This is a genomic window from Variovorax sp. Soil_C_17 (genome assembly GCF_057657265.1).
The window spans coordinates 59,444-76,768 of sequence record NZ_JBDGIT010000001.1 but is presented as its reverse complement, the minus strand read 5'-3'; the positions used below and the strand labels follow the sequence as shown (position 1 = coordinate 76,768).

Below are 17,325 nucleotides of genomic sequence, written 5' to 3'. Positions count from 1 at the left end.
GAGGACTCTCGATGACCGCGATGCTCGAGATCGGCGATCTGCATGTGTCCTACGGGCAGGTCGATGCCGTGCGCGGCGTTTCGCTCAACCTGGAGCACGGCCAGATCATCTCGGTGATCGGCCCCAACGGCGCCGGCAAGACCACGCTGCTGGCCGCGGCCATGGGCCTGCTGCCGTGCAAGGGACTGCTGCGCTTCGAAGGCGAGGACCTGCACGGGCTCGACGTCGAGGCGCGCGTGGAGCGCGGCCTGTGCCTGGTGCCGGAGAAGCGCGAGCTCTTCGGCGAGCTCAGCGTGCTCGACAACCTGCAGCTCGGCGCCTTCGGCAGCCGGCTGCGCAGCGATGCGCTGAAGAAGCGGCTGCAAGGCGTCTACGACCGCTTCCCGCGCCTGGCCGAGCGCCGCGACCAGCGCGCCGACACGCTCTCGGGCGGCGAGCGGCAGATGCTGGCGGTGGGCCGCGCGCTGATGTCGGCGCCACGCCTGCTGATGCTGGACGAGCCCAGCCTGGGCCTGGCGCCGCTGATCGTGCGCGACATCCTGAACATCGTGCGCAAGCTGCGCGAGGATGGCGTTTCCATCCTGCTGGTGGAGCAGAACGCGCGCGCCGCGCTGGAGAGCTCGGACCACGGCTATGTGCTGGAGACGGGCGAAATCGCGCTCACCGGCGTCTCGCAGGAGCTGGCCAGCGATCCGCGCGTGCAGGCGACCTATCTCGGCGGCGGCACGAACGATGACGATTGAGCGGCCCGCCAGCCCGCTGCCGCCGGCGCAGCGCACGTTGCCCGCGATGCTGGAGCGCCAGGCCGCGCGCTTCGGTGGGCGGCCGTTGCTGCGCATTGCGGGAAAGTCGTGGACGCACGCGGATGCGCTGCGGGCCGCGGCCGGCCGCGCCGCCGCGCTGGAGCAGGCGGGCGTGCAGCGCGGCGACCGCGTGGCCGTGATGAGCAGCAACCGCATCGAGTTCCTGGAGGTTTTCCTCGGCTGCGGCTGGCTGGGTGCCGCGATGGTGCCGATCAACACCGCCTCGATGGGGCCGCAGATCGACTACTTCCTGCGCAACAGCGACGCGAAGCTGCTGGTCGTCGAAGCGGCCTTCGTCGAGCGCTTGCCGGCGGCGGATCTGGCGCGCAGCTCGCTGCGGGAGATCTGGGTGCTGGACGCGGCCGCCGACGAAGGAGCCGGGCCGGGCGTGCGCATGCTGCCCTATCCGGCGACGCGCGAGGCCCTGCCGCCGGCTGCGATCCAGCCGGGCGATCCGCTGGCCATCCTCTACACCTCCGGAACCACCGGGCCGGCCAAGGGCGTGGTGTGTCCGCACGCGCAGTACTACTGGTGGGGCGTCAACAGCGCGGACGTGCTCGGCGTGGGCGCCGAGGACGTGCTGTGCACCACGTTGCCGCTGTTCCACATCAATGCGCTCAACACCTTTGCGCAGGCTGCGATCACCGGCTGCGAAGTGGTCTTCGAGCCGCGCTTCTCGGCTTCCGGCTTCTGGAGCTCGATGCGGGCCTCGGGCGCCACGGTGGTCTACCTGCTGGGGGCGATGGTGCCCATCCTGCTCGCGCAGCCCGCGGGCCCCGGCGAGCGCGACCACCGCGTGCGCGTCGGGCTCGGGCCCGGGGTGCCGGAATCGGCGGGCCGGGCCTTCCTGGAACGCACCGGCGTGCGGCTTTTGGAAGGCTACGGCTCCACCGAGACCAATTTCGCCATCGCCACCGCGCCCGATTCGCCGCGCGGCGGCGTGATGGGCTGGCTCAGGCCCGGCTTCGAGGCGCGCGTGGCGGACGAGGACGATGTCCCGCTGCCCGACGGCGAGGCCGGCGAGCTGCTGCTGCGCGCCGACGAGCCCCATGCCTTCGCGAGCGGCTACTTCAACATGCCCGAGAAGACGGTGGAGGCCTGGCGCAACCTGTGGTTCCACACCGGCGACCGCGTGGTGCGCGAGGCGGACGGCGCCTTCCGCTTCGTCGACCGCATCAAGGATGCGATCCGGCGGCGCGGCGAGAACATCTCTTCCTTCGAGGTCGAGCAGGTGCTGCTGAGCCATCCGGGCGTTGCCGCCTGCGCGGTCTATCCCGTGCGCTCCGAGCTGGCCGAAGACGAGGTGATGGCCGCGCTGGTGGCGCGCGAGGGCCAGTGCATCGACCCGGCCGAGCTGCTCGCGTTCTGCGAAAGCCGGCTGCCGTACTTTGCACTGCCGCGCTACGTGGACCTGCTGCCCGAGCTGCCGCGCACCGAGAACGGCAAGGTGCAGAAGTACAAGCTGCGCGAGCGCGGCGTCACGGCGGTCACCTGGGACCGCGGGCCCGGCGGGCGGCCACCGGCCAAGGGTTGAAGCGATGACGACGGCTGCGGCGCTGTTCTCGCTGGCCGGACGCTCGGCCTTCGTGACCGGTGCGGGCCGAGGTCTGGGCACGGCCATTGCGCGCGGCCTGGCCGAGGCGGGGGCGCGAGTGGCACTGGCCGACATCGACCGAAAGGCGGTCGAGTCGGCCGCAGACGCACTGCGCGACGCCGGCCACGAGGCCATCGCCATGCCGCTCGACGTGCGCGACGAGGCGGCTTTCCAGCTGTGCTTCGACGGCGCCGTGCAGCGCTTCGGCGGCGTCGACGTGATGGTCAACAACGCCGCCCGCACGCCGTCGACCTCCCTCTGGGACATCGGCGCCGACGAATGGGACGACGTCCTGGCCGTCAACCTGCGCGGCAGCTTTTTCGGCTGCCGCATCGCCGGGCGCCACATGCGCGAGCGCAGCGCGGGGCGCATCGTCAACCTCGGCTCGATGGCCGGGCAGCAGGCCAGCGCGGCCACCGGCGTCCACTATGCGGCCTCGAAGGCGGGCGTGATCGCGCTGACCCGCGCCTTCGCGCAGGCGCTCGCGCCGCACGGCGTCACCGTGAATGCGCTGGCGCCGGCCGCGGTGCGCAGCCCGGTGCTCGAGGCGATGGACGAGTCGCGGCAGCGCACGCTGGCCGCGGGCATCCCGCTCGGGCGCTTCGGCGAGCCGGAAGAAGTGGCCGCCGCGGTGCTCTACCTGGCATCGCCGGCCGCCGCCTTCATCACGGGCGCCACGCTGGACCTCAACGGCGGTCGGCTGATGCGTTGAAGCGCTCGCTAAAATAATTCAGGACTAAACAATTCAGGCATGCAAGCAACTCCATTGACTGGCCGCCATGCGCTCGTGACGGGCGCCGCACGCGGCATCGGCGCCGAGATCGCGCGTACCCTGGCGGCCGAGGGCGCCGTGCTGACCCTGCTCGGGCGCGACCGCGCCGCGCTGCTGCGCGTGGCGGACTCGCTGCCGGGCAGCGGCCATGGTGTGGTCACGGCCGACGTGGCCGACCCCGAGGCCGTGCCCGCGGCCTTCGCGCAGGCGCGCGCCGAGCGCGGGCCGGTCGCGATCCTCGTCAACAACGCTGGCGCGGCCGAGAGCGCGCCTTTCCTGAAGACCTCCGTCGCCCTGTGGCAGCGCATGCTCGGCGTCAACCTGACCGGCAGCTTCCTGTGCGCCCAGGCCGCGCTGCCCGGCATGCTGGAGGCGGGCTGGGGCCGCATCGTCAACATCGCGAGCACGGCGGGGCAGAAGGGCTACGCCTATGTCAGCGCCTACACGGCGGCCAAGCACGGCGTGATCGGTCTCACGCGCTCGCTGGCGCTGGAGGTGGCGCGCAAGGGCGTGACGGTGAATGCCGTCTGTCCGGGCTACACCGACACCGACATCCTGCGCGACAGCGTGAGCAACGTCGTCGGCAAGACGGGCCGCAGCGAGGCCGATGCCCTGGCCGAGTTCGCGTCCGTCAATCCGCAGCGCCGCATCGTGCAGCCGGCCGAAGTGGCCGATGCGGTGCGCTGGCTCTGCGGCGAAGGCGCGGCTTCGGTCAACGGCCAGTCGATCTCGGTCTCTGGCGGCGAGGTCACATGAAGCAGAACGACGCTTCCCACGCGCTCCTGAGCGATGCCCAGGAGCTGGGCCACGAGGCGCGTGCCGGCAAGGGCGACCATGCGGTGCTCAAGCTGTGGCTGCGCATGCTGGCGAGCACCACGCAGATCGAGGCCGAGATCCGCAAACGGCTGCGCGAGCACTTCGACATCTCGCTGGCGCGCTTCGACTACATGGCCCAGCTCTTTCGCTACCGCGAGGGCCTCAAGATGCGCGTGCTCTCGCGCTATCTGATGGTGACCGGCGGCAACGTCACCGGCTTGACCGACGAGCTCGAGCGCGAGGGCGTGGTGCAGCGCTCGCCCAGCCCGGAAGACCGCCGGGCCTGGATCGTCAGCCTGACGCCCAAGGGCCGGCGCAGCTTCGAGGCCATGGCCAAGGCGCACGAGGAGTGGCTGCTGGAGCTGTTCGGCGGCCTGGACGAGAAGGCGGTGCAGCAGCTGTACGCGCAGCTCGGGGCGCTGCGCGTGCACCTGGTGAGTTAGCTCTTTCCGAGCAACGCGTCCTTCAGTTTCCAGTCGGCCGGTGCCGGGCCCAGCCAGATGCGCATCAGCGCGTTGAAGAAGGCCTGTTCCTTGATCGGCGCGCCCTGGGCTGCCCTGTTGACCGAGATCACGGTGCCGGTGCCCGGCAGCCAGTCGATGGTGAAGCTGTCGCCGGGCTTGAGCTGCTTCTGGTCGGAGAAGATCTGGCTCATGCGCAGCAGGCCGGGAATGAGTTGCGACATCTCGGCCTTGGGCGAGTTGTCTTCCACGCCGCGGGTGAAGAGCTTGCCGAGCTCGTTGGCGTCGATCTCGCGCAGCATGGTGATGGTCATGCGCTTGGCGCCTGCCGCGGCCAGCACCTCATCGGGCGTCGAGGCCTTCTGCCCCAGGTAGAGGCCGGCCGTGTAGACCTTGAACACTGCCTTGTAGCGTACCCCGGCGCCATTGAGCTGCAGCTTGCTGCCCTTGAGCTCGAGGGCGTCGTCGAGCTTGACGCCGGCCACTTCGACCGGGGCGGCGCTCGCGGCGAGCGCGGCCAGGGCGAGGACGTGGAGTGCCAGCAGGCGCTGCAGGGCGGTGCGTTTCATCGGGTCTCCTCCGGGAAAAATAATAAGTGGCCGAATGTATCTTTTTGTATTGCCAATGTCCCTGGGATAAACTCGCGCTCCCATGTTCATTCATCACGTCATTCAGACAGGTCAAGGCGGCCGGGGAGCCTGGCCTTGGCGCACGCCATCGTTGCAGCCTGTTTGATTGCACGGCGCACGCCGTGCGCCCACGGCCGAGGTCCATTCATACCCGGCCACCTCTCATGTGAATGACACCGGCGACCACGTGGCGTCGCCGGCCGACGGAGACCCCACCCCGTGATCACCGAACTCGAATTCAAGAGCCTCAGCGCGCAGGGCTACAACCGCATCCCGCTGATGGTCGAGGCCTTTGCCGACCTCGAAACCCCCCTATCCCTCTACCTCAAGCTGGCTCACGCCAAGGAGGGCGGCCGCCACAGCTTCCTCTTGGAATCGGTGGTGGGCGGCGAGCGCTTCGGGCGCTACAGCTTCATCGGCCTGCCGGCGCGCACCCTGCTGCGCGCCAGCGGCTTCGGCGCCGAGGCGCTGACGCAGGTCGTCACCGGCGGCAAGGTGGTCGAGGAGGCGCGGGGCAATCCGCTGGACTTCGTCGCGGCCTACCAGAAGCGCTTCAAGGTGGCGCTGCGGCCCGGCCTGCCGCGCTTCTGCGGCGGCCTGGCCGGCTACTTCGGCTACGACACCGTCCGCCACATCGAGAAGAAGCTGGAGCACAGCTGCCCGCCCGACACGCTGGGCTGTCCCGACATCCTCCTCCTGCAATGCGAGGAGCTTGCGGTGATCGACAACCTCTCGGGCAAGCTCTACCTGATCGTCTACGCCGACCCGGCGCAGCCGGAGGCCTATGCCAACGCCAAGCGGCGTCTGCGCGGGCTGCGCGAGCAGCTCAAGTATTCGGTCAGCGCGCCGCAGGTGCGGCCGACCCAGGCGCATCCGCCCGAGCGCAGCTTCGCCAAGGCCGACTACCTCGCGGCAGTGGAGCGCGCCAAGGAGCTGATCGCGGCCGGCGATTTCATGCAGGTGCAGGTGGGGCAGCGCATCAGCAAGCGCTACACCGAGTCGCCGCTCTCGCTCTACCGCGCGCTGCGTTCGCTCAACCCCTCGCCCTACATGTACTACTACGACCTGGGCGATTTCCACGTGGTGGGCGCCTCGCCCGAGATCCTGGTGCGCCAGGAGCACACCGGCGAGGGCGAGCAGAAGATCACCATCCGTCCGCTGGCCGGCACCCGCCCGCGCGGCGCCTCGCCCGAGCTGGACAAGGCGGCCGAACAGGAGCTGATCAACGACCCGAAGGAGCGCGCCGAGCACGTGATGCTGATCGACCTGGCGCGCAACGACATCGGCCGCATCGCCAAGACCGGCAGCGTGAAGGTGACCGAGGCCTTCGCCATCGAGCGCTACAGCCACGTGATGCACATCGTGAGCAACGTCGAAGGCACCCTGAAGGACGGCATGACGGCGATCGACGTGCTCAAGGCCACCTTCCCGGCCGGCACCCTGACCGGCGCGCCCAAGGTGCACGCGATGGAACTGATCGACCAGCTGGAACCCACCAAGCGCGGGCTCTACGGCGGCGCCTGTGGCTACATCAGCTACGCGGGCGACATGGACGTCGCGATCGCGATCCGAACCGGCATCGTGAAGGACCAGATGCTGCACGTGCAGGCGGCGGCCGGGGTGGTGGCCGATTCGGTGCCGGAGCTGGAGTGGAAGGAAACGGAGGCGAAGGCAAGAGCCTTGCTGCGTGCCGCCGAACTGGTCGAGGAGGGCCTGGAATGAAGCTGCTGATGATCGACAACTACGACAGTTTCACCTACAACCTCGTCCAGTATTTCGGCGAGCTGGGCGCGGAGGTGGAGGTGCATCGCAACGACGAGATCTCGGTCGAGGAACTGGGCGAACGCATCGCCGGCGGCGTCGGCCGGCTGGTGATCTCGCCCGGGCCGTGCTCGCCGGCCGAGGCCGGCATCTCGGTCGCGGCCATCAAGGCATTCGCCGGCAAGCTGCCGATCCTCGGTGTCTGCCTGGGCCACCAGGCGATCGGCGCGGCCTTCGGCGCCCGCATCGTTCGCGCGCAGCAGCTGATGCACGGCAAGACCAGCGAGATCACGACCACCCGCGAGGGCGTGTTCGCCGGGCTGCCGGAGAAATTCGTGGTCAACCGCTACCACTCGCTGTCCATCGATCGCGACTCGTGCCCGGGCGATCTCAAGATCACCGCCTGGACCGAGGACGGCGAGATCATGGGCGTGCGCCACGCCGGCTTCGCGCAGGCCGTGCGTATCGAGGGCGTGCAGTTCCATCCGGAATCCATCCTCACCGAGCACGGCCATGCCATGCTCAAGAACTTCCTGGAGTGAAGCGATGAGCCATCCCCCGGTCGACCTGCGCAGCGACACCGTAACCCGGCCCACGGCGGCGATGCGCGACGCCATGTTCGAGGCCCCGCTGGGCGACGACGTGTTCGGCGACGACCCGAGCGTCAACGCACTGCAGGCGCAGGTCGCCGAGATGCTGGGTTTCGAGGCGGCGCTCTTCGTGCCCACGGGGACGCAGAGCAACTTCTGCGGCATCCTGGCGCACTGCCAGCGCGGCGACGAGTACATCGTGGGCCAGATGGCGCACTGCTACCGCTGGGAAGGCGGCGGCGCGGCGGTGTTCGGCAGCGTGCAGCCGCAGCCGCTCGACCACCAGCCGGACGGCACGCTGGCGCTGCAGGACATCGAGGCCGCCATCAAGCCCGATGACGCGCACTTCGCCCGCACTCGCCTGCTGGCGCTGGAAAACACGCTGGGCGGGAAGCTGCTGCCTTTCGAATATGTCGAGCAGGCCACGCAGCTCGCGCATGGCAAGGGCCTGGCCCGCCACCTCGATGGCGCGCGGCTCTTCAATGCGGCGGTGGCGCAGGCGGCGCAGCGCGGCACCGATGCGCGGTCCGAGGCACGGCGGATCGCGGGCTGCTTCGACAGCGTCTCGGTCTGCTTCAGCAAGGGCCTTGGCGCGCCGGTGGGCTCGGCACTGTGCGGATCGCGCGAGCTGATTGCGCGAGCTCACCGCATCCGCAAGATGGCCGGCGGCGGCATGCGCCAGGCCGGCATGCTGGCCGCCGCCGCGTCCCATGCGCTGCAGCATCACATCGATCGCCTCGCAGAGGACCACGCGCTGGCACGCCGCCTGGCCGAGGGCCTGGCCGAGATCGAGGGCCTGAACGTCGAGGCGCCGCAGACCAACCTGCTCTTCGTCGACCTCGTGGGCGAGGCGCAGGCGCGCTCGGCCGAGTTGCTCGCGCACCTGAAGCGCGAAGGGGTGCTCGCCACAGGGCTGTACCGCCTGCGTTTCGCCACGCACCTGGACGTGGACGCCGCCGGAATCGACCGTGCCATCGCCGCCATCCGGGGCTTCTTCCATGCCTGATCCACATTCCCTGCTGCTCTTCGTCGCCGCCGGCCTGCTGTTGAACCTGACGCCCGGCCCTGACGTGCTCTACATCGTGACCCGGTCCCTGCGCTCGGGCGTGCGCGCCGGCATCGTGGCCGGCCTCGGCATCACGGCGGGCTGCTTCGTGCACATCACGGCCGCCGCAGTGGGCGTGGGCGCGCTGATGGCAGCCTCGACGGCGCTGTTCACGGCGCTCAAATGGATCGGCGCGGCCTACCTGTTGTGGGTCGGCGTGCGAATGCTGGCGTCGCGCATGCCGAAGGAAGATCTGCTGCCCGCCGACGGCGTGCATGAGCGTGCCGACCTCAAGAGCGTGTTCCTCGGCGGCTTCTGGACCAATGTGCTCAACCCGAAGGTGGCGCTGTTCTTCCTCGCCTTCGTGCCGCAGTTCATCGCACCCGAGACGGCCAACAAGCCGCTGGCCTTTCTTCTGCTCGGCACGCTGTTCAATGTCAACGCGATCTTCGTGAACGTCGGCTGGGCGCTGCTCGCAGGATGGACCGCGCGCCGCGTGGGCGCGGTGCGGCGCGGCATGCATTGGCTGGAGCTTGGCGCGGGCGCCCTGTTCATCGGCTTTGGCGTCCGGCTCGCACTCGCGGAGAATCCGGGCGCCGCACCGTCCGTTCACTAACCCAGGGAGACTTCATCATGCCCATCACCCCCCAGGAAGCCCTGCAGCGCACCATCGAGCACCGCGAGGTGTTCCATGACGAGATGCTGCACATCGTGCGTCTGATCATGAGCGGCGAATGCTCGCCGGTGATGATGGCGGCGCTGATCACCGGCCTGCGCGTCAAGAAGGAGACCATCGGCGAGATCACCGCCGCCGCGCAGGTGATGCGCGAGGTCTCGACCAAGGTGCCGGTGGCCGACACACGCCACCTGGTCGACATCGTGGGCACCGGCGGCGACGGCTCGCACACCTTCAACATCTCGACCTGCTCGATGTTCGTGGCCGCCGCGGCAGGCGCCAAGGTCAGCAAGCACGGCGGGCGCAGCGTGAGCAGCAAATCCGGCAGCGCCGACGTGCTGGAGTCGCTGGGAGTCAACATCAACCTCACGCCCGAACAGATCGCGAAGTGCATCGCCGATGTGGGCATCGGCTTCATGTTCGCGCCCAACCACCATCCGGCCATGAAGAACGTGGCGCCGGTGCGCAAGGAGCTGGGCATCAAGACCATCTTCAACATCCTGGGGCCGCTCACCAATCCGGCCGGCGCGCCGAACATCCTGATGGGCGTGTTCCACCCCGATCTGGTCGGCATCCAGGTGCGCGCGCTGCAGCGGCTGGGCGCCGAGCATGCGCTGGTGGTCTACGGGCGCGACGGCATGGACGAGATCTCGCTCGGCGCCGCCACCATGGTGGGCGAGTTGAAGAACGGCGAGGTGCGCGAGTACGAGCTGCATCCCGAAGACTTCGGCTTCGCGATGTCGAGCAACCGCACGCTGCGCGTCGAGACGCCGGAGCAATCGAAGGCGATGCTGCTGGGCGTGCTGGACAACCAGCCCGGGCCGGCGCGCGACATCGTGATCCTCAACGCCGGCGCTGCGCTCTATGCGGCTGATCTGGTCGACTCGATGGCAGGCGGGATCGCGCGTGCCCGCGCGGCCCTGGAATCGGGCGCGGCGAAGGCCAAGCTGGCTGAGCTGGTCCAGGCGACCAACGCAGGCTGAGGAGGCGGGAAAGCATGTCCGACATCCTCGAGAAGATCGTCGCCGTCAAGCGTGAAGAGGTGGCTGCGGCGCTCAAGAAGCGCTCGCTGGAGGCCATCCGCTTCGATGCGGAGAGCCGGGTGCTCACGCGCGACTTCACCGGCGCGCTGCGCGCCAAGATCGCGGCAGGTCAGGCGGCGGTGATCGCCGAAGTCAAGAAGGCCAGCCCGAGCAAGGGCGTACTGCGGGCCGACTTCGTGCCGGCCGACATCGCACAGAGCTATGCGGAGGGCGATGGCAAGGTCAGCGCGGCCTGTCTTTCGGTGCTGACCGACCGCCAGTTTTTTCAGGGCGGCATCGACTACCTCAAGCAGGCCCGCGCCTCCTGCGAGCTGCCGGTGTTGCGCAAGGATTTCATCGTCGACGCCTACCAGGTCTACGAATCCCGCGCGATCGGCGCCGACGCGATCCTGCTGATCGCGGCCAGCCTCGACGACGCGCAGATGCGCGAGTTCGAGGCGATCGCGGTGGGGCTGGGCATGGCGGTGCTGGTCGAGGTGCATGACGCGGCCGAGCTCGAGCGGGCGCTGAAGCTGCGCACGCCACTGATCGGCGTCAACAACCGCAACCTGCGGACCTTTGACGTCTCGGTGCAGACCACGCTGGACCTGCTGCCGAAGGTTCCTGCGGATCGCCTGCTCGTCACCGAGTCCGGCATCACGTCGCGCGAGGAAGTGGCGAAGCTGCGCGCCGCCGGCATCCACGCCTTCCTCGTGGGCGAGGCCTTCATGCGTGCCAACGAGCCTGGCGAGGCGCTGGCTGACCTGTTCCGATGAGCGCGCTGTCCACCCAACTGCAGAGCAGCGATCCGGCCGACTGGCCGGTGGCCCCGGGCTGGCAGCCGCTGGTCGACGAATTCTTCGGCTCGCCGGCCGGGCTGAAACTGGTCGATTTCCTGCACGAGCGGCTGAAGGCCGGCGCGGCCATCTTTCCGCCGCGTCCGCTGCGCGCGCTCGAGCTCACGCCGCCGGAGGCGGTGCGCGTAGTGATCCTGGGCCAGGACCCGTACCACGGCCGCGGCCAGGCCGAGGGGCTCGCCTTCTCGGTGGCGCCGGGCGTGGCTCTGCCGCCGTCGCTGCGCAACATCTTCAAGGAGCTGGAGCGCGACCTGGGTACGCCGCCGCCGCGTTTCCCGGAGCCGGGTGGCAGCCTCGTCAAGTGGGCTGCCAACGGCGTGCTGCTGCTCAACACCTGCCTGACAGTGGAGGAAGGCCAGCCGGCCAGCCATTCGGGCCGCGGCTGGGAAGTGCTGACCGATGCGGTGATTCGGCACGTTGCCCTCGGTGAGCGCCCGGTGGTGTTCATGCTGTGGGGCTCCCATGCGCAGAGCAAGCGCGCGCTCATCGACAGCCGCCGCCACAAGGTGCTGACCGCCAACCACCCTTCGCCGCTTTCCGCCCTGCGCCCGCCGGTCCCCTTCATCGGCTGCGGCCATTTTGGCCAGGCGCGGGCGTGGCGGGAGGCCCAGGGCCTTTGATTGATCCGGGTGAAATCAGCAGGAGGCGGTGATCGGCGGGTCTGGAGGCGTTTTAGGGCCGCCCGTTTGCGCCGCCGCGACCGAGCCCCATCCCTGTCATCGACCTGACCTGCCAACCGTGCTATATTTCGAGGTTCGCCGGAGAGGTGGCCGAGTGGTTAATGGCAGCAGACTGTAAATCTGCCCTCTTACGAGTACGCTGGTTCGAATCCAGCCCTCTCCACCAGCGAAGAATGGATTTTGCAGAGCGTTTGAATGACGGGTTTCGGTGCAAAGCTGGAAGGCGAAAGCGCAGAACCCGGACCGTGCTTCGGTGCGGCCCTGGCTAGAGGGGTTGCACCGCGATGCGGGAGTAGTTCAATGGTAGAACCCTAGCCTTCCAAGCTAATGACGCGGGTTCGATTCCCGTCTCCCGCTCCAAGAATCCGGTTCGACGCGAGGCACAGGTTTTTTAAGTATTTGCCCATTTGGCTCAGTGGTAGAGCACTCCCTTGGTAAGGGAGAGGTCGCGGGTCCGATTCCCGCAATGGGCACCAGTCTTGGGGTTGCAGCCGGTCGGTTGCAACCCCATGTCAGTGTGTTGATCTAGTTATTTTTCGGAGTCGAGAAAATGGCAAAAGGAAAATTCACCCGCACGAAGCCGCACGTGAATGTGGGCACGATCGGTCACGTGGACCACGGCAAGACCACCCTGACGGCGGCCATTGCCACGGTGCTGTCGAGCAAGTTCGGCGGTGAAGCCAAGGCCTACGACCAGATCGATGCGGCGCCCGAAGAAAAGGCGCGCGGCATCACCATCAACACCGCGCACGTCGAGTACGAGACGGCCAACCGCCACTACGCCCACGTCGACTGCCCCGGCCACGCCGACTACGTCAAGAACATGATCACCGGTGCCGCCCAGATGGACGGCGCCATCCTCGTGTGCTCCGCTGCCGACGGCCCCATGCCCCAGACGCGCGAGCACATCCTGCTGGCGCGCCAGGTGGGTGTGGGCTACATCATCGTCTACCTCAACAAGTGCGACATGGTCGACGACAAGGAGCTGCTGGAGCTCGTCGAGATGGAAGTGCGCGAGCTGCTCGACAAGTACGAGTTCCCCGGCGACGACACCCCCATCATCCACGGCTCGGCCAAGCTGGCGCTGGAAGGCGACAAGGGCGAGCTCGGCGAAGGCTCCATCATGAAGCTGGCCGAAGCCCTGGACACCTACATTCCCACCCCCGAGCGCGCTGTGGACGGCACCTTCCTGATGCCCGTGGAAGACGTCTTCTCCATCTCCGGGCGCGGCACGGTGGTGACCGGCGCTGTGGAGCGCGGTGTCATCAAGGTCGGCGAGGAAATCGAGATCGTGGGCATTCGCCCGACCCAGAAGACCACCTGCACCGGCGTGGAAATGTTCCGCAAGCTGCTCGACCAGGGCCAGGCCGGCGACAACGTCGGCGTGCTGCTGCGCGGCACCAAGCGCGAGGAAGTCGAGCGCGGCCAGGTGCTGTGCAAGCCGGGCTCCATCAAGCCCCACACCCACTTCACCGCCGAGGTGTATGTGCTGAGCAAGGACGAGGGCGGGCGCCACACGCCGTTCTTCAACAACTACCGTCCGCAGTTCTACTTCCGCACCACCGACGTGACCGGTGCGATTGAGCTGCCCACGGACAAGGAGATGGTCATGCCCGGCGACAACGTGTCCATCACGGTGAAGCTGATCAACCCCATCGCCATGGAAGAAGGCCTGCGCTTCGCCATTCGCGAGGGCGGCCGCACCGTGGGCTCGGGCGTCGTGGCGAAGATCCTCGACATCTGACGACAGATTTAGCGGAGGGGTATAGCTCAATTGGCAGAGCGTCGGTCTCCAAAACCGAAGGTTGTAGGTTCGATTCCTACTGCCCCTGCCACCGTCGGTGGCGTTGAGAAATCCCGTCCAGAACTGGCGGGCTGAGGAAACCCAAGAGCCCGTCATGACCTGACGGGCTTCGGCGTCTGGAATGGCGCCATGAATTGAAGAGGCCGCAAGGTCACAGGAACAAAGCCCAGGATGGCTACTTCTCAAATCGAAACCGTGAGCACCGGCGCAGACAAGGCCAAACTGGCTGTGGCTGTCGTGCTGGCGGTGGGCGCCATCGTGGCGTTCTACCTGCTCTCGCGCCAGGGTGCGCTCGTGCAGTGGGCCGTCCTGCTGGTGGGACTGGCCGCCGCCGTTGGCGCGTTCGCGAGTTCCGAGAACGGCCGCCAGTTGTGGGCATTTGGCCGCGATTCATGGCGTGAGGTCAAGAAGGTCGTGTGGCCGACGCGCAAGGAAGCGATCCAGATGACGGCGTATGTGTTCGCCTTCGTCGTGGTCATGTCCATCTTCCTCTGGCTCACGGACAAGACGCTCGAATGGGTGTTTTTCGACCTCATTCTGGGCTGGAGAAAATGATGACTGACGACGCTGTCGACACAACGCCGGAACATACGCCCGTGCTGGCGCCGCCCGCCAATCCGGATCTGCGCTGGTACGTGGTGCACGCGTACTCGGGCATGGAAAAGGCCGTGGAGCGCAATATCACCGAGCGCATCAATCGCGCTGGCATGCAGGACAAGTTCGGCCGCATCCTGGTGCCGACCGAGGAAGTGGTCGAGATCAAGAACGGCCAGAAGCGCACCACCGAGCGCCGCTTCTTTCCTGGCTACGTGCTGGTCGAAATGATCATGGACGACGAGAGTTGGCACCTGGTGAAGCACACCAACAAGGTGACGGGTTTCGTCGGCGGTGCGAAGAACCGGCCGGCTCCCATTTCGCAGAAGGAAGTCGAGGACATCGTCTCCCAGATGCAGCAGGGCACCGAGAAGCCGCGCCACAAGGTCGAGTTCATCGTGGGCGAGTTCGTGCGCGTCAAGGAAGGCCCGTTCACCGACTTCAACGGCACCGTCGAGGAAGTCAACTACGAGAAGAGCAAGGTGCGCGTGTCCGTCATGATCTTCGGCCGTGCGACCCCCGTCGAACTGGAATTCAGCCAGGTCGAAAAGACCTGAGCTAGGCCAGGTTGCCTGGCTTGTACTTGTGTGGTTTCCTGCTCCCCCGACTCGGCAGGAAACATCGATCGAAGAGTCGTCAACCCCGGGGAGCTGCGGCCGAGAAGGCCAAGGCGCTATGACCCGCAAGGAGTAAAGCATGGCGAAGAAAATCGTCGGCTTCATCAAGCTGCAAGTGCCAGCTGGTAAGGCCAACCCGTCGCCGCCGATCGGCCCCGCACTGGGCCAGCGCGGTTTGAACATCATGGAATTCTGCAAGGCGTTCAACGCGCAGACCCAGGGCGTCGAGCCGGGCCTGCCGTTGCCGGTGGTCATCACCGCGTTCGCCGACAAGAGCTTCACCTTCATCATCAAGACGCCGCCGGCGATCACGCTGATCAAGAAGGCCATCAAGCTCGAGAAGGGTTCCGCACGTCCGCATACCGACAAGGTCGGCAAGATCACGCGCGCCCAGCTCGAAGAGATCGCCAAGGCCAAGATGAAGGACCTGACCGCCGCCGACCTGGACGCCGCGGTCCGCACCATCGCCGGCTCTGCCCGCTCGATGGGCGTGAATGTGGAGGGCGTGTAAATGGCCAAGATCACCAAGAAGCAAAAGGCGCTGGCAGGCAAGGTCGACAGCAACAAGCTGTACCCGCTCGTCGACGCGATCGGCATCGTCAAGGAAGCCGCCACCGCGAAGTTCGATGAGTCGATCGACGTGGCCGTGCAGCTCGGCATCGACGCCAAGAAGTCCGACCAGGTGGTGCGCGGCGCCGTCGTGATGCCCAACGGCACCGGCAAGACCAAGCGCGTGGCCGTGTTCGCCCAGGGCGCGAAGGCCGAGGAAGCCAAGGCCGCCGGCGCCGACATCGTCGGCATGGACGACCTGGCTGCCCAAGTGAAGGCCGGCGACATGCCCTTCGACGTGGTGATCGCCGCGCCGGACGCGATGCGCGTGGTCGGTGCGCTGGGTCAGATCCTCGGTCCCCGCGGCCTGATGCCAAACCCCAAGGTCGGCACTGTGACGCCCGACGTCGCCACCGCCGTCAGGAACGCCAAGGCCGGCCAGGTGCAGTTCCGCGTCGACAAGGCCGGGATCATCCACGGCACGATCGGCCGCCGTTCCTTCGACACCGACAAGCTGCAGGGCAACCTGGCTGCACTGATCGAAGCGCTGGTCAAGGCCAAGCCGGCGTCGAGCAAGGGCATCTACCTGCGCAAGGTGGCGGTGTCGTCGACGATGGGTGTGGGTGTCCGCGTGGACACGCAGACCATCTCGGCCCAAGGCTGAGGCGCATGAAGGCGGGCCTTGCCTCGGCAGGGCCCCGAAAAGATCGGCCCCGCCGCCCGTCAAAGGGCGGCGGGGCGATGTGGTGGGTCGAGGCGGCGCGCATGCGCCGTCCCGGGCCATCCAAGACCGCTGGCGTGCAGGAGGGCCTGCACTTAATCGCCTCGACCTTCGCGAGGCAACCAGCGCAGATGGCGATCCCGCTGCAAGGAATCCGTTTCCGAAACAGTTGGTCGCTGCATGAAGCGCGTCCCGAGGCCTCCAGCCGAAGGATGCATTGAAAAGGAGTAGACCTTGAGTCTGAATCGCAGTGAGAAAGAAGCGGTCATCAGTGATGTGACCAGCCTCGCCGCAAAAGCTCAAACGCTCGTGATGGCGGAATACCGTGGCATCACGGTCGCCGACATGACCCGTCTGCGCAACGATGCGCGCAGCAAGGGCGTGACCCTGAGTGTTCTCAAGAACACCCTGGCACGCCGTGCTGTCGCCGGTAGCGCATTCGAAGTCGTCGGTGACCAGATGACCGGTCCGCTGATCTATGGCTTCTCCGAGGATGCCGTGGCCGCCGCGAAGGTGGTGGCCGATTTCGCGAGGACCAACGACAAGCTGGTCATTCGCGGCGGCGCCTTCGGTGGCAAGGCCCTGGACGTCGAAGGCGTGAAGCAACTGGCCAACATCCCTTCCAAGGAAGTGCTGCTGGCACAACTGCTGGGCTTGATGCAGTCCCCGATCTCGCGCACGGCCCGTGTCCTGGCCGCGCTCGCCGAGAAGCGTGGTGGCGGCGAAGCCCCGGCCGAGGCTGCGGCCGAAGCCCAAGCCGCCTGAGCTTGCTTTTGAAAATATCAACCCAATTGTTAGGAGCCCCAAATGGCATTCGATAAAGACGCATTTCTGACCGCGCTGGACAGCATGACGGTCCTGGAACTCAACGACCTGGTGAAAGCCATCGAAGAGAAGTTCGGCGTGAGCGCCGCTGCAATGGCCGCCCCGGCCGCCGGTGGTGGCGGTGCCGCTGCCGCTGCCGTCGAGGAAAAGACCGAATTCAACGTCATGCTGATGGAAGCCGGCGCGAACAAGGTTGCCGCCATCAAGGCCGTGCGCGAAATCACGGGCCTGGGCCTGAAGGAAGCCAAGGACCTGGTGGAAGCCGCTCCCAAGGCCGTGAAGGAAGGCGTGGCCAAGGCCGATGCCGAAGCGATGAAGAAGAAGCTGGAAGATGCCGGCGCAAAGGCGGAACTGAAGTAATTCGGTTCCCACGCAGGGCTGGAGCGTGCCGTAAGGCCCTCCAGCCTTTGCCGCTTTCAGAGCGCACCCAAAAGCCGGCCAACCGAGGCGGCTTTTGAGTGTCTTCTGACCCCGACTGCAGAAGACCCCTTGGTTCGGGTGATGTGCAA

At 67.3% G+C, this 17,325-nt stretch carries 20 protein-coding genes and 4 tRNA genes; 23 read left to right on the top strand and 1 reads right to left on the bottom strand.

Going from position 1 to position 17,325, the window contains the following annotated elements; translation table 11 throughout:
- The first annotated feature begins 11 nt into the window (after nt 1-11).
- From AC3A6Y_RS00365 to AC3A6Y_RS00345, 5 genes are read left to right on the top strand one after another with little or no spacing between them, the layout of a single operon-like run.
- Nucleotides 12-743, top strand: a complete 732-nt coding sequence (locus AC3A6Y_RS00365) for an ABC transporter ATP-binding protein (RefSeq protein ID WP_487866251.1) — start codon at nt 12-14, stop codon at nt 741-743.
- Entirely contained in the window at nt 733-2,337 is a 1,605-nt protein-coding gene (locus AC3A6Y_RS00360; protein WP_487866250.1) for an ATP-dependent acyl-CoA ligase, read from the top strand. The genes AC3A6Y_RS00365 and AC3A6Y_RS00360 overlap by 11 nt, the downstream gene beginning before the upstream one ends.
- A gap of 4 nt (nt 2,338-2,341) precedes the next feature.
- Nucleotides 2,342-3,109 (top strand): SDR family NAD(P)-dependent oxidoreductase, encoded by a 768-nt coding sequence (locus AC3A6Y_RS00355; RefSeq protein WP_487866249.1) that lies wholly within the window; start codon nt 2,342-2,344, stop codon nt 3,107-3,109.
- 39 nt (nt 3,110-3,148) lie between these two features.
- Entirely contained in the window at nt 3,149-3,925 is a 777-nt protein-coding gene (locus tag AC3A6Y_RS00350) for an SDR family NAD(P)-dependent oxidoreductase (RefSeq protein ID WP_487866248.1), read from the top strand.
- Entirely contained in the window at nt 3,922-4,428 is a 507-nt protein-coding gene (locus AC3A6Y_RS00345) for a MarR family winged helix-turn-helix transcriptional regulator (RefSeq protein WP_487866247.1), read from the top strand. Before AC3A6Y_RS00350 ends, AC3A6Y_RS00345 begins: the two co-directional genes overlap by 4 nt.
- On the opposite strand, the gene AC3A6Y_RS00340 is transcribed toward AC3A6Y_RS00345, so the two are convergent.
- Nucleotides 4,425-5,015 (bottom strand): chalcone isomerase family protein, encoded by a 591-nt coding sequence (locus tag AC3A6Y_RS00340; protein WP_487866246.1) that lies wholly within the window; start codon nt 5,013-5,015, stop codon nt 4,425-4,427. The two genes, AC3A6Y_RS00345 and AC3A6Y_RS00340, sit on opposite strands and share 4 nt — an antisense overlap.
- Before the next feature lie 279 nt (nt 5,016-5,294).
- On the opposite strand from AC3A6Y_RS00340, the gene trpE reads away from it, so the two are divergent.
- The 18 genes from trpE (at nt 5,295) to rplL (ending at nt 17,176) form a co-directional block, all read left to right on the top strand.
- The gene (gene trpE, locus AC3A6Y_RS00335; RefSeq protein ID WP_487846543.1) at nt 5,295-6,797 is read left to right on the top strand and encodes an anthranilate synthase component I; all 1,503 of its coding nucleotides are present in this window, start codon (nt 5,295-5,297) and stop codon (nt 6,795-6,797) included.
- On the top strand, nt 6,794-7,378 hold the full coding sequence (locus AC3A6Y_RS00330; protein WP_487866245.1) for an anthranilate synthase component II: 585 nt from the start codon (nt 6,794-6,796) through the stop codon (nt 7,376-7,378). The genes trpE and AC3A6Y_RS00330 overlap by 4 nt, the downstream gene beginning before the upstream one ends.
- A 4-nt stretch (nt 7,379-7,382) precedes the next feature.
- A complete protein-coding gene (gene ltaE / locus AC3A6Y_RS00325; RefSeq protein ID WP_487866244.1) occupies nt 7,383-8,432 on the top strand; it encodes a low-specificity L-threonine aldolase in 1,050 nt (349 codons plus the stop codon).
- Complete coding sequence (locus tag AC3A6Y_RS00320) at nt 8,425-9,087, top strand: LysE family translocator (RefSeq protein WP_487866243.1); 663 nt, start codon at nt 8,425-8,427, stop codon at nt 9,085-9,087. The genes ltaE and AC3A6Y_RS00320 overlap by 8 nt, the downstream gene beginning before the upstream one ends.
- Before the next feature lie 17 nt (nt 9,088-9,104).
- Complete coding sequence (gene trpD / locus AC3A6Y_RS00315) at nt 9,105-10,130, top strand: anthranilate phosphoribosyltransferase (protein ID WP_487866242.1); 1,026 nt, start codon at nt 9,105-9,107, stop codon at nt 10,128-10,130.
- A gap of 14 nt (nt 10,131-10,144) precedes the next feature.
- Nucleotides 10,145-10,945, top strand: coding sequence for an indole-3-glycerol phosphate synthase TrpC (gene trpC, locus AC3A6Y_RS00310; protein ID WP_487866241.1), 801 nt, complete (start codon nt 10,145-10,147; stop codon nt 10,943-10,945).
- A complete protein-coding gene (locus tag AC3A6Y_RS00305; protein ID WP_487866240.1) occupies nt 10,942-11,646 on the top strand; it encodes a uracil-DNA glycosylase in 705 nt (234 codons plus the stop codon). The genes trpC and AC3A6Y_RS00305 overlap by 4 nt, the downstream gene beginning before the upstream one ends.
- Before the next feature lie 140 nt (nt 11,647-11,786).
- Nucleotides 11,787-11,872 (top strand) — tRNA-Tyr (locus AC3A6Y_RS00300).
- 120 nt (nt 11,873-11,992) lie between these two features.
- Nucleotides 11,993-12,066 (top strand) — tRNA-Gly (locus AC3A6Y_RS00295).
- Between the two features lie 41 nt (nt 12,067-12,107).
- Nucleotides 12,108-12,182: transfer RNA gene (locus AC3A6Y_RS00290), tRNA-Thr, on the top strand.
- Between the two features lie 74 nt (nt 12,183-12,256).
- Nucleotides 12,257-13,450 carry an elongation factor Tu gene (gene tuf, locus AC3A6Y_RS00285; RefSeq protein ID WP_487866239.1) on the top strand — a complete coding sequence of 398 codons (1,194 nt, stop codon included), beginning with the start codon at nt 12,257-12,259 and terminating at the stop codon, nt 13,448-13,450.
- Between the two features lie 15 nt (nt 13,451-13,465).
- Nucleotides 13,466-13,541, top strand: a tRNA-Trp gene (locus AC3A6Y_RS00280).
- Nucleotides 13,542-13,681: 140 nt separating this feature from the next.
- Nucleotides 13,682-14,065 (top strand): preprotein translocase subunit SecE, encoded by a 384-nt coding sequence (gene secE, locus AC3A6Y_RS00275; protein ID WP_106559729.1) that lies wholly within the window; start codon nt 13,682-13,684, stop codon nt 14,063-14,065.
- Nucleotides 14,065-14,661: a transcription termination/antitermination protein NusG gene (gene nusG, locus AC3A6Y_RS00270; RefSeq protein WP_068684330.1), complete on the top strand. Its 597-nt coding sequence runs from the start codon at nt 14,065-14,067 to the stop codon at nt 14,659-14,661. The genes secE and nusG overlap by 1 nt, the downstream gene beginning before the upstream one ends.
- A gap of 139 nt (nt 14,662-14,800) precedes the next feature.
- A complete protein-coding gene (rplK, locus tag AC3A6Y_RS00265; protein WP_007831051.1) occupies nt 14,801-15,232 on the top strand; it encodes a 50S ribosomal protein L11 in 432 nt (143 codons plus the stop codon).
- Entirely contained in the window at nt 15,233-15,934 is a 702-nt protein-coding gene (rplA, locus tag AC3A6Y_RS00260; RefSeq protein ID WP_068684332.1) for a 50S ribosomal protein L1, read from the top strand. It begins immediately after the preceding gene.
- A gap of 291 nt (nt 15,935-16,225) precedes the next feature.
- Nucleotides 16,226-16,756: a 50S ribosomal protein L10 gene (rplJ, locus tag AC3A6Y_RS00255; protein WP_487866238.1), complete on the top strand. Its 531-nt coding sequence runs from the start codon at nt 16,226-16,228 to the stop codon at nt 16,754-16,756.
- Nucleotides 16,757-16,798: 42 nt separating this feature from the next.
- Nucleotides 16,799-17,176 (top strand): 50S ribosomal protein L7/L12, encoded by a 378-nt coding sequence (gene rplL / locus AC3A6Y_RS00250; RefSeq protein ID WP_068684340.1) that lies wholly within the window; start codon nt 16,799-16,801, stop codon nt 17,174-17,176.
- Nucleotides 17,177-17,325: the final 149 nt, after the last annotated feature.